The sequence below is a fragment of the Micromonospora violae genome, from assembly GCF_004217135.1.
Classification (GTDB): domain Bacteria; phylum Actinomycetota; class Actinomycetes; order Mycobacteriales; family Micromonosporaceae; genus Micromonospora; species Micromonospora violae.
Map to the genome: position 1 here is coordinate 1,233,843 of NZ_SHKK01000001.1, position 13,855 is coordinate 1,247,697.

The 13,855-nt window shown below is 69.4% G+C and carries 10 protein-coding genes; 6 read left to right on the forward strand and 4 right to left on the reverse strand.

The features are described from left to right. Positions 1 to 104 precede the first annotated feature (104 nt). Together EV382_RS05405 and EV382_RS05410 are read left to right on the forward strand one after the other, a co-directional pair. Positions 105 to 665 carry a hypothetical protein gene (locus EV382_RS05405; RefSeq protein WP_130400502.1) on the forward strand — a complete coding sequence of 187 codons (561 nt, stop codon included), beginning with the start codon at positions 105 to 107 and terminating at the stop codon, positions 663 to 665. A gap of 1 nt (position 666) precedes the next feature. Beyond that, positions 667 to 2,088, forward strand: coding sequence for a dihydrolipoyl dehydrogenase family protein (locus tag EV382_RS05410; protein ID WP_130400503.1), 1,422 nt, complete (start codon positions 667 to 669; stop codon positions 2,086 to 2,088). A 31-nt stretch (positions 2,089 to 2,119) separates the two neighbouring features. Here EV382_RS05410 and EV382_RS05415 read toward each other — a convergent pair whose 3' ends face one another. The 4 genes from EV382_RS05415 to EV382_RS05430 all read right to left on the reverse strand — a co-directional run bounded on the left by EV382_RS05415 (position 2,120) and on the right by EV382_RS05430 (position 8,076). Continuing rightward, positions 2,120 to 4,309 carry a HelD family protein gene (locus tag EV382_RS05415; protein WP_130400504.1) on the reverse strand — a complete coding sequence of 730 codons (2,190 nt, stop codon included), beginning with the start codon at positions 4,307 to 4,309 and terminating at the stop codon, positions 2,120 to 2,122. A 114-nt stretch (positions 4,310 to 4,423) separates the two neighbouring features. After that, positions 4,424 to 4,975 (reverse strand): hypothetical protein, encoded by a 552-nt coding sequence (locus EV382_RS05420; protein ID WP_130400505.1) that lies wholly within the window; start codon positions 4,973 to 4,975, stop codon positions 4,424 to 4,426. Positions 4,976 to 5,103: 128 nt separating this feature from the next. Beyond that, complete coding sequence (locus EV382_RS05425; protein WP_130400506.1) at positions 5,104 to 6,951, reverse strand: glycoside hydrolase family 15 protein; 1,848 nt, start codon at positions 6,949 to 6,951, stop codon at positions 5,104 to 5,106. 120 nt (positions 6,952 to 7,071) lie between these two features. Beyond that, entirely contained in the window at positions 7,072 to 8,076 is a 1,005-nt protein-coding gene (locus EV382_RS05430; protein WP_130400507.1) for a LacI family DNA-binding transcriptional regulator, read from the reverse strand. Between the two features lie 139 nt (positions 8,077 to 8,215). Here EV382_RS05430 and EV382_RS05435 point away from each other — a divergent pair, with 139 nt between their 5' ends. From EV382_RS05435 to EV382_RS05450, 4 genes are read left to right on the forward strand one after another with little or no spacing between them, the layout of a single operon-like run. Then, positions 8,216 to 9,523 (forward strand): ABC transporter substrate-binding protein, encoded by a 1,308-nt coding sequence (locus tag EV382_RS05435; protein WP_130400508.1) that lies wholly within the window; start codon positions 8,216 to 8,218, stop codon positions 9,521 to 9,523. Then, entirely contained in the window at positions 9,520 to 10,512 is a 993-nt protein-coding gene (locus EV382_RS05440; protein ID WP_130400509.1) for a carbohydrate ABC transporter permease, read from the forward strand. The genes EV382_RS05435 and EV382_RS05440 overlap by 4 nt, the downstream gene beginning before the upstream one ends. Further along, positions 10,509 to 11,375, forward strand: a complete 867-nt coding sequence (locus tag EV382_RS05445; RefSeq protein ID WP_130400510.1) for a carbohydrate ABC transporter permease — start codon at positions 10,509 to 10,511, stop codon at positions 11,373 to 11,375. The genes EV382_RS05440 and EV382_RS05445 overlap by 4 nt, the downstream gene beginning before the upstream one ends. 38 nt (positions 11,376 to 11,413) lie before the next feature. Beyond that, positions 11,414 to 13,738, forward strand: a complete 2,325-nt coding sequence (locus tag EV382_RS05450; RefSeq protein ID WP_130400511.1) for a beta-xylosidase/alpha-l-arabinosidase — start codon at positions 11,414 to 11,416, stop codon at positions 13,736 to 13,738. The last annotated feature ends 117 nt before the right edge of the window (positions 13,739 to 13,855 follow it).

Sequence of the window (13,855 nt, forward strand, 5' to 3'; positions counted from 1 at the left end):
TGGAGGTAGGTAGAACGTTCGGTCTTGACAGGGCGGGTCCGGGGTGTCATTCTCGGAGAGACAGAACGTTCGTTCTACCTATCCCTCCGCTGAAAGGGTCACCCGTGACCACCATCGCTGCTTCACCCCGCCTCTCCCAGACCGCGTCCGCGCTGCGGCGGCTGTACTTCGTCCGCTTCGCGTTCGCCATCGTGTGGGCACTCGTGACGATCGCCACCGCCAAGGAGATCGGTCCCCTCGCGGTGACGTTGTTCGTGCTCTACCCGTTGTTCGACGTGGGCGCTGCCATCTACGACCTCCGGTCGTCGCGGGCCACCGGCTCGCCGGTCCTGCTGTATGTCAACGCCGCGGTGAGCCTGCTCACGGCGGTCGGAGTGGGTGTGGCGGGCGCGTCCGGTGTTCCCGCTGTCCTGCGGGTGTGGGGTGCCTGGGCGATCGTCGCCGGCCTGGTCCAGCTGATCGTCGGCGTCACCCGTCGGTCGATGGGCGGCCAGTGGCCGATGATCATCAGTGGTGGCATCTCGGTGTTGGCTGGTGGATCCTTCATCGTCGGCGCCTCGGCGGACCACCCGTCGCTGACCAACGCGGCTGGTTACGCCATCCCCGGCGCCATCTTCTTCCTGATCGCGGCCATCCGCCTCGGCCGTACGGCGAAGGACAACTGAGATGACCGCCATCGAGTACGACGTCGTCGTGATCGGCGCAGGTCCGGTCGGGGAGAACGTCGCCGACCGGGTCGTGCAGGGCGGGCTGACCGCCGCCATTGTCGAGCGGGAACTGGTCGGTGGTGAATGCTCGTACTGGGCCTGCATGCCGACCAAGGCGTTGCTGCGCAGCGCGTCCGCGTTGCGGGCGGCTCGCCACCTACCGGGTGCGCGTGAGGCGGTGACGGGCGACCTGGACGCGGCCGCGGTGTTGGCCCGGCGGGACTCCTTCGCCTCGCACTGGCACGACGACGGGCAGGTTTCGTGGTTGGAGTCGGTCGGCATCGCGCTGCACCGTGGTCATGGGCGGATCACGTCGGCCAGGGTCGTCGAGGTGACCGGCGTCGACGGCGTCGCGACGACGCTGACCGCGCGGCACGCGGTGGTTGTCGCCACCGGCAGCAGCGCTCTGTTGCCGGATCTCCCGGGCCTCCGTGCGGCCGCGCCATGGTCCAGCCGCGAGGCCGCTTCGGCCAGCTCGGTTCCCCGCCGGCTCGCCATCATCGGTGGTGGCGTGGTGGCGGCCGAGATGGCGACCGCGTTCGCCGCCCTGGGTTCGTCGGTGACGATGCTGGCTCGCGATGGTGTGTTGCCGTCGGCGGAGCCGTTCGCCGGTGCGCGGGTCACGGACTCGTTGCGCGACGCCGGCGTGTCGGTACGCCTCGGCGCGGAGGCGGTATCCGTCAAGCGCGACAACGGCGGAACCGTCCATCTCGACACCGCCTCCGGTGAGCGGATCGAGGCGGACGAGGTGCTGGTGGCGGTTGGTCGTACACCGAACACCCGCGATATCGGCCTCGACAGCATCGGGCTGGCGCCCGGTGCCTGGCTGGCGGTCGACGACACCATGCGCGTGGTGGGCGGCGGGGAGTGGCTGTACGCCGCCGGCGACGTGAACCGGCGGGCGCTGCTGACCCATCAGGGCAAGTACCAGGCGCGGGCGGTCGGCGATGTGATCGTGGCTCGGGCGACGGGTGCGACGGTCGAGGACGGCCGGTGGGGCCGGCACGTGGCGACGGCCGACGAGCGCGCGGTGCCACAGGTGGTCTTCACCGACCCGGAGATCGCGTCGGTGGGCCTGACGGCGGCCGCGGCCGAGGCGGCCGGACTGCGGATCCGGGTGGTGGACTACGACCTGGGCCGCGTTGCCGGGGCCGCCCTCCACGCCGATGGTTACCAGGGCCACGCCCGGATGGTCGTCGACGAGGACCGCAAGGTGATCGTCGGCTGCACCCTCGTCGGTCCGGACGTGGCGGAACTGATCCACGCCGCGACGATCGCCATCGTGGGTGAGGTCCCGCTGGACCGGTTGTGGCACGCGGTTCCGGCGTACCCGACCGTCAGTGAGGTGTGGCTGCGGCTGTTGGAGACGTACGGTCGCTGACGGTGCACCGGCCACCCGTCCAGCGGAGAGGTCAGGTGGCGGGTGGTTGCTCCGTCAGTGTCAGCTGTCCGAGCTCCTGGGTGCATCGGGTGAGCGCGACGTAGAGGCCGTTCCAGCCGCGCGGTTCGGCGGCGATGCCCTCCGGGTCGATGAGCAGCGTCGCGTCCCATTCCAAGCCCTTGGACTGGCCGGCGGTGAGGACCGGCGTGTCACCCAGCGCGGTCCGGAGTTCGGCTATGCGGCTCGCCGGGGCGATGACGCCGACCGTCCCACCGTGCCAGCGTCGCTGCAACTGCCGTACCGCTTCGACGGCGGCGGCAGCGAGCTCGGCGGGTGTGATCGCGAGCTCCCAGGGGGCGATGCCGGAGGAGCGCACCGCTCGTGGCGGGGTGTTGTGGCTGCCGGCCTTCGTCAGGACCGGGCCGGTGAGGTCCATGACCTCGCGCGGGGTCCGGTAGCAGATGGTGAGTTCCGCGGCGGTCCAGCGGTCTCCGAAGACAGCCTGCACCGCCTGTGCCCAACTGGTGTGCCGGTGCGCCGCCTCCGCCTGGTCGATGTCACCGACGGCGGTGATCGAGCGGCTGGGACAGCGGCGGAGAACCATCTGCCACTGCATCTCCGACAGCTCTTGAGCCTCGTCGATGACCACGTGGCCGTACACCCAGCTGCGCTGCCGGCGGGCACGGTCGGCGACGAACTCACCCGGTGGTGGTGGGGCGTCGACATCGCCGAGCAGGTCGGCGAGGGCGTCGAGCAGCGGAATGTCGCTCGACGCCCACCCGGCGGGCTCGGCCGCGACGGCGACGATCTCCTCGGGGGTCAACTGCGGTGCGAACCGGGCCAGCAGGGCGCGGTCGGCCAGGAAATCAGTCAGCAGGGTTGCGGCGTCGAGGGTCGGCCACCAGGCCGTGATGAACCGGGCGATGGTGGGGTTCTCGGCGATCCGACTCCGGAGCTGCTCGATCTCCTCCTCGGAGAGCAACCCGTCGGCGTCGCTGCCGGTGGCGGTCCGGGCGGGGAATTGGTCATGCCCCATGCTGTGGTCGACGCGGGCGAGGATGTCCTCGAAACCCTCCTCCATCTCGTCCATCAGCGCCTCGCGTTGCTCGGCGACGACGTCGGCGAGGAGGTGGTGGACCTGCTCGGCGAACGCCGCGCGGGCGCGGTGGTACGGCCGTCCCTGCACCGCCGAGGTGAGCGCCTGCGCCACAGTCTCGGCGGGAAGGACGTAGAACTCACCCTCCCAGCGCAGCTTCAGCTCGCGGGGCCGGGGGAGCAGTGACGCGACGTAGCCTTCGAGCGCGGACTGCCAGACGGCGCGACCTTTGATCTCGGCGAGAGGTCGGCTCTCGTCGCGGCTGACGTGGACGTCGGCCAGTAGGGTGTCGCAGGTCGCCGAGACGACGGCGGTCTCGCCCAGCGCGGGCAGCACCTGGGCGATGTACTGAAGGAATCGCGGCGAGGGGCCGAGGACCAGGACCGCCTGGTCGGCCATGGTCCGGTGGGTGAACAGCAGGTACGCGACGCGGTGCAGAGCCACCACGGTCTTGCCCGTGCCGGGACCGCCCTGAACGATCAGCGGGCCGGTCGCCTCAGCCCGGATGATGTCGTCCTGCTCGCGTTGCAGGGTGGAGATCGCCGTCGACATGCGACCGGTGCGCCGCTGGTCGAGGGCGGCCAGGAGAGCGCCTTCGCCGACGAGTTCCGCCGTTGTGGTCCCGTCCAGGGGTTCGTCGTCCACGCCGACGACTGTCGATCCCGTGGTGCGGATGTGCCGCCGCCGTGCCTGACCCTGTGGGTCGACGGCGGTCGCGGTGTAGAACGGCCGGGCGGCGGGAGCGCGCCAGTCCACCAGCAGTGGCTCACTGCCCTCGGCGTCGGTGCGGAGACCGATCCGGCCGACGTGGCGGACGGTGCCGTCAAGGCCGTCGAGGCGCCCGAAGACCAGCCCTTCCCGTGCTTGGCGAAGTTCGTCGTACTGCTGGCGGAGCAGCCGCTGCCGGGCCCCTTCCACCGCGTCCAGGGCCGGCGAGGAGAGCTCGACCTGAAGGTGGTCGGCCAGCGTGTCGCGCCGGGCCGCGGCCAGGTCCAGGAACGCCTGTTCCTCGGCGACCGCGGATCGGCGGGTGACAGCTGCCGCGGCGGAGGCCGTCGGTTGGCCGTCCGGTGGTACGTCCCTGACGCCAGCAGTGCCGTTGCTCAGGGCGGACTTCCGGCGCATTCGCAGATCCTCGTATCGGTGCTTCCCGCGACCCCGGCCGGGTCGTCGTGGGTTCGGCGGCAAGCATAGGGTCGGTTCCGCGCTTCGCCCAGGAGAAATTGCCGCCGCCGTGGGTCAGCTCAGCGTGAAGGTCACGTCGTCGACGTCGAAGGCGGTGGCGCCGTTGCCGGCCGTTTCGCTGGCCAGGAAGCTGGCCGTCGCGGTGCGCTCGGTCGTCGCCGTTCCGCTGGACATGGAATATTGCCGCCACTGCGCCCCGCCGTCGAAGGCCAGCGAGAACCTCGTCTTCGGGGGTATTCCGGTGACCGCCAGCCCGACGTTGAGGTAGTCGCCTCGGCTGGTCTCGGTGGTGGTGGTCCGGACCCAGAAGCTGACCGTCAGGTTGCAGTCGGGTGGCACGGTGACGGTGGCGCGCAGCAGGTCGGAATGCGTCACGTCCAGGCCCGCGAAGGCGGCGTACGCGCGGCCGGTGTGGGCGGGTCGGGCCGCGTCGCCGAGCACGACGATGCGGGGGCCGGCGGTCCAGCCGGTGGTGCCGCGCTCGAACCCCGGGTTCGGGTGGATCTGCCCGGCACAGGGTGCGTCGGCCGGTGGCTGGCCGTGGGATGCGCCGCCGGTGGCCAGCAGGAGGGCGGCAGCCGTGGCGGTGGTGAGGAAGGCTCTCATCAGTTCCTCCAGCGTCCAATATATTTGAGAACGTCGATGCGTGTCGACCATGCGTGATGGACGTGGGGGCGTCAAGCCCTTCCCGCCGTCCGGCGCGGCAGCGCCGGTGACGGACCGGTATGGCCGCGCTACCGGCGGCGGCGGGCGTCGGCCTCGGTGTCGAGCAGGTCGTTGAGCGTCAGCGCCGAGTTGATCAATGAGAGGTGGCTGAATGCTTGGGGATAGTTGCCGATCTGCTCCCCGGTCGAGGCGATCTCCTCGGCGTAGAGGCCGAGGTGGTTGCTGAAGGTGAACATCTTCTCGAAGGTGAGGCGGGCGTCGTCGAGGCGGCCGGAACGGGCCAGCGCCTCGACGTACCAGAAGGTGCACATGTTGAAGGTGCCCTCGTGGCCGGGGAGACCGTCGGGGGAGTGGACCGGGTCGTACCGGTGGACCAGGCTGTCGGAGACCAGTTCGCGTTCGATCGCCTGCAAGGTGGACTGCCACAGTGGGTCGCTCGGCGTGACGAATCCGACCGCCGGCATGGCGAGCAGCGCCGCGTCGAGCACCGACTCGTCGTACGCCTGCACGAAGGAACCGTGACGCCGGTCGTATCCGCGTTCCATGACCTGGTTGTAGATGCGGTTGCGTTGCTTGGTCCAGCAGGCCATGTCCCCGGGGCGACCGGTGCGGGTGGCCAGCCGGATGGCCCGGTCCAGCGCGACCCAGGACATCACCCGGCCGAAGGTGTAGTTGCGGGGGTGGTGGCGACTCTCCCAGATGCCGGCGTCGGGCTGGTCCCAGTTGTGGCACAGCCAGTCGACGAGCCGGACGGTGCTCTTCCACACCTGGTGCGAGACGCGGATGCCCTGCTCGTCGGCGAGGTGCATGGCGTAGAGCGCCTCGCCGTGGATGTCGAGTTGGAGTTGGTCGGCGGCGCCGTTACCGATGCGTACCGGCCGCGAGCCGCGGTAGCCCTCCAGATGCTCCAAAACCTCCTCGTGCAGGTCGGAGGAGCCGTCCACCCGGTACATGATCTTCAGAGGGTCCTGATGGTCGCCGGCCTCGCGGATCCGCTCGTCCAGCCAGTCCATGTACCGGCTGACCTCCTCGGTGAAGCCGAGGCCGAGCAGCGCGTGCACCGAGAACGAGGTGTCGCGGACCCAGGTGTAGCGGTAGTCCCAGTTGCGGGTTCCGCCGACCAGTTCGGGCAGCGCGGCGGTGGGTGCGGCGATCATCGCGCCGGTGGGCGCGTACGTCATGAGTTTCAGTGTGATGGCGGAGCGCTCGACCATCTCCCGCCAGCGGCCCGTGTAGCGGGAACGTTCGACCCAGCGCCGCCAGTAGTCCTGGGTCCACTCGAACATGCCCTGGATCTCGTCCGGCGAGATGATGCGCGGTTCGGTGCCGCCCGTCTCCAGGACCACCCCGCCGGTGTCGCCTTCATTCAGCGTGCTGTACCCGACCAGGTCACCCCCCTCAAGCTGGATGTCACCCTGTTCGGCGATCAACCGCCGCACCGGGTCGACCGGGTTGAACGTCAGCGTCGCCGTCCGGCCGCGGAAGACGTAGCCGTTCTGGTGGCGCTCCAGCCGATGCTCTTCGCGGGCGTAGTTGAACCGCGGCCGGCACTCCACCCGGAAGCGCATGCTGCCGCGGACCATGGTGACGGTGCGGACCAGGCGGTGCGCGTCGGTGGCGCGTTCGCCGGTGACCGGCATGAAGTCCATCACCTCGGCCACCCCGTCGGCGCTGATGAACCGGGTGATCAAGATGGGTGTGCCGGGGAGGTAGAGCTGCTTGGTCACGTACCGCACGTCGTGTGGCGCGATCTGGAAGTAGCCGCCCTTCTCCTTGTCCAGCAGCGCGGCGAAGATGCTCGGCGAGTCGAATCGCGGCGCGCAGAACCAGTCGATCGTCCCGTCACACGTCACCAGCGCGGCGGTCTGCAGGTCGCCGATAAGTCCGTGATCCTCGATCGCCGGATAGCTGTCCACGTCTCTCCCCGGTTCGGCTGCCTCCTGCGCATCGAACCTAGGGGGAGAATTCTCGCCTTAGGCGGGTTTCACGTTCCGCCACCCTGTCGCGTACCCCGGGCGCCCTGTCGCGTGCCCCAGTCAGTGCAGCGCGCGGCAGGACGAACGGATGACCAGTTCGGTGGGGAGCCGGATGTGGGTGTCCCGGTCGACGCCGGCGATCAGGTCGACGAGGAGGCGCAATGCCTCGGCGCCCATCCGCTGCAGCGGTTGCATGATGGTCGTCAGCGGCGGGTTGACCAGCGCCGACTCCGGCACGTTGTCGAAGCCGATCACCGAGAGGTCGTCGGGCACCGAGAGGCCCATGTCGCGGGCCACATTCATCGTGGAGATCGCGGAGAGGTCGTTACCGGCGAAGATCGCGCTCGGCCGGTCGGCGAGGGCGAGCAGCTCCGCGGCGGTGCCGGCGGCGCTCTCGATCCGGAATCCGCCGACGCGGACGAGGCGCTCGTCCACCGGCACGCCAGCGTCGGCCATCGCGCTGCGGAAGCCGGCCTCGCGCAGCCGCGCCGACTTCAGGTCGGCGCGGCCACTGATGTGCCCGATCCGCCGGTGGCCGAGGGACAGCAGGTAGTTGGTCGCCAGCACGGCGCCGGCGAAGTTGTCCGAGTCGACGGTGGGTAGGTCGGACGGCCCGGTGTGCGGGTCGACGGCCACGACGTGGAAGCTGTGTTCGGTCTCGACCACGGTCGGTGTGACGATCACGGCGCCGTCGATGAGGGTGCCGGAGAGACGGGCCAGCGAGCGCCGCTCCCACCCCACCGCGGCACCCTCGCCGTCCCCGCTGGAGTAGGCCAGCAGTTGGTAGCCGCTGCCCGCGACCTCCTGGGACGCCCCCTTGAGTAGCTCGGTCGAGAACGGCTCGAACTCCGCGACCAGGATGCCGAGCACGTTGGTGCGGTGGCTGCGCAGGCTCTGCGCCCCCAGGCTCGCCTCGTAGCCGAGCTCGTGGATGACCTGCTGGACGCGCTCCACGGTTGCCTGGGCCACGCCGTAGCGGCCATTGACAACCTTCGACACGGTCGCGACGGAGACGCCGGCTGTACGTGCCACATCCGACATCTTGACGCGCTGCTGAAACACCACGCCGATGATGATAGGGCCCCGCAAGGGGTCCATCGCCAGCGAGTCGAAAACGTTATCGATACCGATTGACATCAAGTTACGTGACTGTAAAACTTCGCCGCAGGCCGAGTACCGCGACTGACTAGTCGAGGAGACATCGATGGCAACGAAGCGGCGTAAAAGTGCCGTCCTTGCACTGTTAATGACAAGTGTTCTTGCTGCCGCCGGGTGCAGCGGCGGTGGCGAAGAAGCGGCACCGCAGGGCGAGCTGTACAAGGACCCGGTGACCCTGACGTGGTGGCACAACGCCTCGCAGGACGGGCCCGGCAAGACCTACTGGGAGAAGGTCGCCAAGGACTTCTCCGCACTCCACCCCACCGTCAAGATCGAGATCGAGGCGATCGAGACGAACCAGCTCCAGCGCACCCGGATCCCTGCCGCGCTGCTGAGCAGCGACCCGCCGGACATCTTCATGACCTGGGGTGGCGGCGAGATGATTGAGCAGGTGGAGGCCGACTACCTCAAGGACATCACCGACCAGGTCAAGACCGAGGTCGGCAACGTCGGCATCGCCGCGGAGACCTGGCAGGTCAACGGCAAGCAGTACGGCCTGCCGTTCCGGATGGGCATCGAAGGCATCTGGTACAACAAGGAGATGTTCGCCCAGGCGGGCATCGCGGCGCCACCGACCACCTTCGAAGAGCTCAACGCCGCGGTCACCAAGCTCAAGGCGATCAACGTCGTCCCGATCGCCGTGGGCGCCGGTGACAAGTGGCCGGCCGCGCACTGGTGGTACAACATGGCGCTGCGCGCCTGCTCGGTCGACACCCTCAAGAAGGCGGCCAAGGACAAGAACTTCGACGACCCGTGCTTCGTGAAGGCCGGCCAGGACCTCAAGACCTTCATCGACACCAAGCCGTTCCAGCCCAACTTCATCGCCACCCCGGGCCAGAACGACCCGACCAGCGCCAACGGCATGCTCGCCAACGGCAAGGCCGCGATGGAGCTCATGGGTGACTGGAACCGCGGCACGCTGGAGACCGTCGCCACGGACAAGGCGAAGCTCGCCTCGTTCATCGGCTGGTTCCCGGTGCCGGCGATCTCCGGTTCCCCGGGCGACCCCAAGGCGGTCCTCGGCGGTGGCGACGGGTTCTCCTGCGCCAAGAACGCCCCTGCGGAGTGCGTCGAGTTCCTCAAGTACATCGTGAGCCCCGAGGTGCAGAAGGGCTACGCCGAGACCGGCACGGGCCTGCCTGTCGCCAAGGGCTCGGAGGGCGGCGTGACGGACCCAGCGCTGAAGTCCATCCTGGAGGCGACTTCAGGGGCGAGCTACTTCCAGCTCTGGCTGGACACGGCCTACGGCAGCACCGTCGGCACCGCGATGAACGATGCGGTCGTCGCCATCTTCGCCGGCAACGGGACGCCTGAGAAGGTCGTCTCGGCGATGAAGGCGGCCGCAAGCAAGTGACCTCCGCCAACCAGATCCGTATGCCCGCCGGCGGCGCCCCCGCGTCGCCGGCGGGCCCCCGCAGGCCCGCGGGGGCCCGCCGCGCCGACAACCGCCGCAAGTGGTACGAGATCATCGGGCTCACCACGCCGGCCATCGTCGTCTACGTGATGTTCGTGCTGGTGCCGATGGGCTTCGCGGTCTACTACAGCCTGTTCCGGTGGCGCGGCGTCGGGCCGCCCACCGAGTTCGTCGGCCTGCGGAACTACACCCTCGCCTTCCAGGACCCGATCTTCCTCGACGCGTTGCGCAACAACGCCATCATCGTGTTCGGGTCGCTGCTTATCCAGGGGCCGATCGCCCTGGGCATCGCGCTGCTGCTCAACCGTCGCTTCCGCGGACGGTCGGTGTTCCGCCTGCTGGTGTTCGTGCCGTACGTGCTCGCTGAGGTCACCGTCGGCATCATGTGGAAGCTGCTGCTGACCGGCGACGGCACTGTCGACGCGCTGCTGCGGTCACTGGGAATGGGTGGCCTGGTGCAGGCGTGGCTGGCTGACCTGGACGTGGTCATCTGGACCCTGCTGGCCATCCTCACCTGGAAATACGTCGGCTTCGCCATCATTCTGCTCCTCGCCGGACTGTCCAATGTGCCCGACGAGCTGACCGAGGCGGCCGCCATCGACGGCGCGAGCTGGTGGCAGATCCAACGGCACGTCACGATCCCGCTGCTCGGCCCGACGATCCGGATCTGGATGTTCCTGTCCATGATCGGCTCACTGCAGATCTTCGACATGATCTGGGTGACCTCGGTGCCCGCGGTACGGTCCCTCGGCGCGTCGGCCACCATGGCGACCTACATGGTGGACAACGGGTTCTTCGCCCGGCTGTGGGGCTACGGCAACGCCGTGGCGGTCATCCTGTTCGTCATCTCCTTCGTCGCGGCGCTGCTGTTCCAGCGTTTCCTGCTCCGCCGTGACATCGAGGGCGCCATCACCAGAAGGGCGAAGTGACGATGGCCGTGAACACCGCTCTCCCCCAGCCCAGCGGGCGCCGACAGTTCTCCTGGGGCACACCGCTCACCTACGCGCTCGCCCTCGCGATCGCGGCCGTGTCGATCGCCCCGGTCGTCTATGTGGTCGTGGGCGGCTTCCGTACCACCCCGCAGATCGTTGCGAACCCGGCCGGCCTGCCCGACCCGTTCGTCTGGGACAACTACTCCCGGGTGCTGACCCAGAGCAACTTCTGGCAACAGGCGTTCAACAGCGCGGTCATCGCCTTCGGCACCACGCTCGCCGTCGTCGTGCTCGGGATGGCCGCCGCGTTCGTGCTCGCCCGCTACTCCTTCCGCGGGCGGGAAGGACTCTACACCTTCTTCACGCTCGGTCTGCTGTTTCCGGCCGGGGCGGCGATCCTGCCGCTCTACCTCATGCTGCGTGACCTGAGCCTGATCAACTCCTACTACGCGGTGATCCTGCCGCAGGTCGCCTTCTCCCTACCGTTGACGATCGTGATCCTGCGCCCCTTCCTCTCGGCCATCCCGAGAGAGTTGGAGGATGCGGCCGCCATCGATGGTGCGAGTCGACTCGGTTTCCTCTGGCGCGTCGCGGTGCCGCTGTCGCGGCCCGCGCTCGTCACCGTTGGCGTCCTGGCGTTCGTGGCCAGCTGGAACTCGTTCCTGTTGCCGCTGCTCGTCCTCAGTGACGTCAACCTGCACACCCTGCCGCTGGGCGTGCAGAACTTCTCCAGCCAATACACCACCGACACGGCAGGCGTACTCGCCTTCACCTCGCTGGCGATGCTGCCGGCGCTGCTCTTCTTCACACTCGCGGAGAAGCAGATCGTTGGTGGCCTGCAAGGTGCGGTCAAGGGCTGAGCGGCAGCGGTACGAGCACAACCAGAGGAAGGCACAGCATGACTGAGGTCCACGAGTTGGTGGGCGGATCGGCGCCGGCTCAGGCAGGTCCGAACCACAGCCGACAGGGCGGGCAGGACGCCGGGGAACGCCTACACGATCTCCTCGGCCGGATGACGATCGAGGAGAAGGTCGCCCAGCTCGTCGGCTTCTGGCAGAAGGCGGACGGCGAGGCCGTCGCACCGCTGCAGGGGGAGTTCGGCGACGTCTTCAAGCTCGAGGAGTTCTCCCGGCACGGGCTCGGTCACCTCACCCGCGCCTACGGCACGCGCCCCCTGGACCCGGCGGAACGCGCAGCCTGGCTGTGGAAGTTCCAGCGGGACCTGGTCACCAGGACCCGACTGGGCATCCCGGCGATCGTCCACGAGGAGTGCCTCACCGGGCTGTCGGCGTGGAAGGCCGCAACCTTCCCCACCCCGCTGGCCTGGGGTGCCGCGTTCAACCCCGAACTGGTCACCGAGATGGCCTCGGCGATCGGCGCTTCGATGCGGGCCCTGGGCATCCACCAGGGGCTCTCCCCGGTGCTCGACGTGATCCGGGACCCCCGCTGGGGGCGGGTGGACGAGTGCATCGCCGAAGACCCGTACCTGGTCGGCACCATCGGCACGTCGTACGTGCGCGGCCTGCAGTCGCAGGGGGTGCACGCCACCCTCAAGCACTTCGCCGGCTACTCCGCCTCGCGTGCCGGGCGCAACTTCGCCCCGGTGCACATGGGCCGCCGGGAACTGGCCGACGTGCTGCTCCCGCCGTTCGAGATGGCGATCATCGACGGCGACGCCCGCAGCGTCATGCACTCGTACACCGAGATCGACGGAGTGCCGGTCGTCGCCGACCCGACGATGCTGACCGGCATCCTGCGGGACCAGTGGGGCTTCGACGGCACGGTGGTGGCCGACTACTACGGCGTCGCCTTCCTCAACCTGTTGCACCAGGTGGCGAGCGATCACGCGGACGCGGCCAGACAGACGTTGACGGCCGGTCTCGACGTCGAGCTGCCGACCGGCGACGCCTATCTGACCCTGCCGGAGTCGGTGCGGGCGGGCAAGCTCGACGAGGCGCTCATCGACCGTGCGGTCCTGCGGGTGCTGCGGCAGAAGCAGGAGCTGGGTCTGCTCGACGCGACCTTCGACGACGAGCCGCCCCAGACGATCGACCTCGACTCGCCCGAGCACCGGTCAATCGCCCGCCGGCTCGCCGAGGAATCGATCGTGCTGGTCGCCAACCGGGGCGCGCTGCCGCTGCCAGCGGGTCGGCGGGTGGCCCTCATCGGCCCGAACGCCGACCGGCAGGGCGCGCTCTTCGGGTGCTACTCGTTCCTCAACCACGTCCTCGTCCAGCACCCCGGCGTGGAGACCGGCATCGAGGTGCCGACCGTACTCGACGCTGTGCGGGCCGAGTTCGGCGACGGCCTCGTCACCGGGGCGGCCGGCTGCGACGTGGACAGCGACGACCGGTCCGGCTTCGACGAGGCGGTCGCCACGGCGTCCGCCGCGGATGTCGCCGTCCTGGTCGTCGGCGACCACGCCGGGCTCTTCGGACGCGGCACGGTCGGCGAGGGCTGCGACCGGGACGACCTGGAACTGCCCGGCGTCCAGCGCGAACTGGTCGAGGCGGTGCTGGCGACCGGCACACCGGTTGTCCTCGTGCTGCTCACCGGCCGACCGTACGACATCGGCTGGGCGCTCTCCCGCTGCGCGGCGGTGGTGCAGGCGTTCTTCCCGGGCGAGGAGGGCGCCGGGGCGATCGCGGGAGTGCTCTCCGGGCGGGTCAACCCGTCAGGTCGGCTGCCGATCACAATGCCCGGGTCGGCCGGCGCGCAGCCGTACTCCTACCTGCACCCCACCCTTGGTACGGGCAACGAGGTGACCAACCTGGCCGCGACGCCCGTGGCGCCGTTCGGGCACGGCCTGTCCTACACCACCTTCGCGTACAGCGATCTCACGGTGGCCGCCACGGTGCCCACCGACGGGGAGCTCAACGTGACCGTGCGGGTGACGAACACCGGCGCGGTCGCCGGCGACGACGTGGTCCAGCTCTACGGCCGCGACGTCGTGGCCTCGGTGACCAGGCCGTTGGCGCAGCTGCTCGGCTATCGGCGGGTCCACCTGGAGCCGGGCCAGTCCGTCACGGTCGAGCTGACGGTTCCCACCACCCGCCTGGCCTTCTCCGACCGCACGTACACGCGCGTCGTGGAGCCCGGCGACGTCGACCTGTGGGTCGGCACCAGCGCGCGGCGCGACACCCAGGCGTCGACCACGTTGGTCGGTGAGACCGTCGCGGTCACCACCGCCTCCCCACGCTGGACCACCACCGCCGTTCGCTGAAGCCGGTCCGCCGACCATCCACGGGGGATGGTCGGCGGACCGGACCCGCCCACGTGCCGATTCCCGGGGTACGGCTGAATCCGGGCGGCCGCGATGATCGTCCTGGTCGCGGCCAAC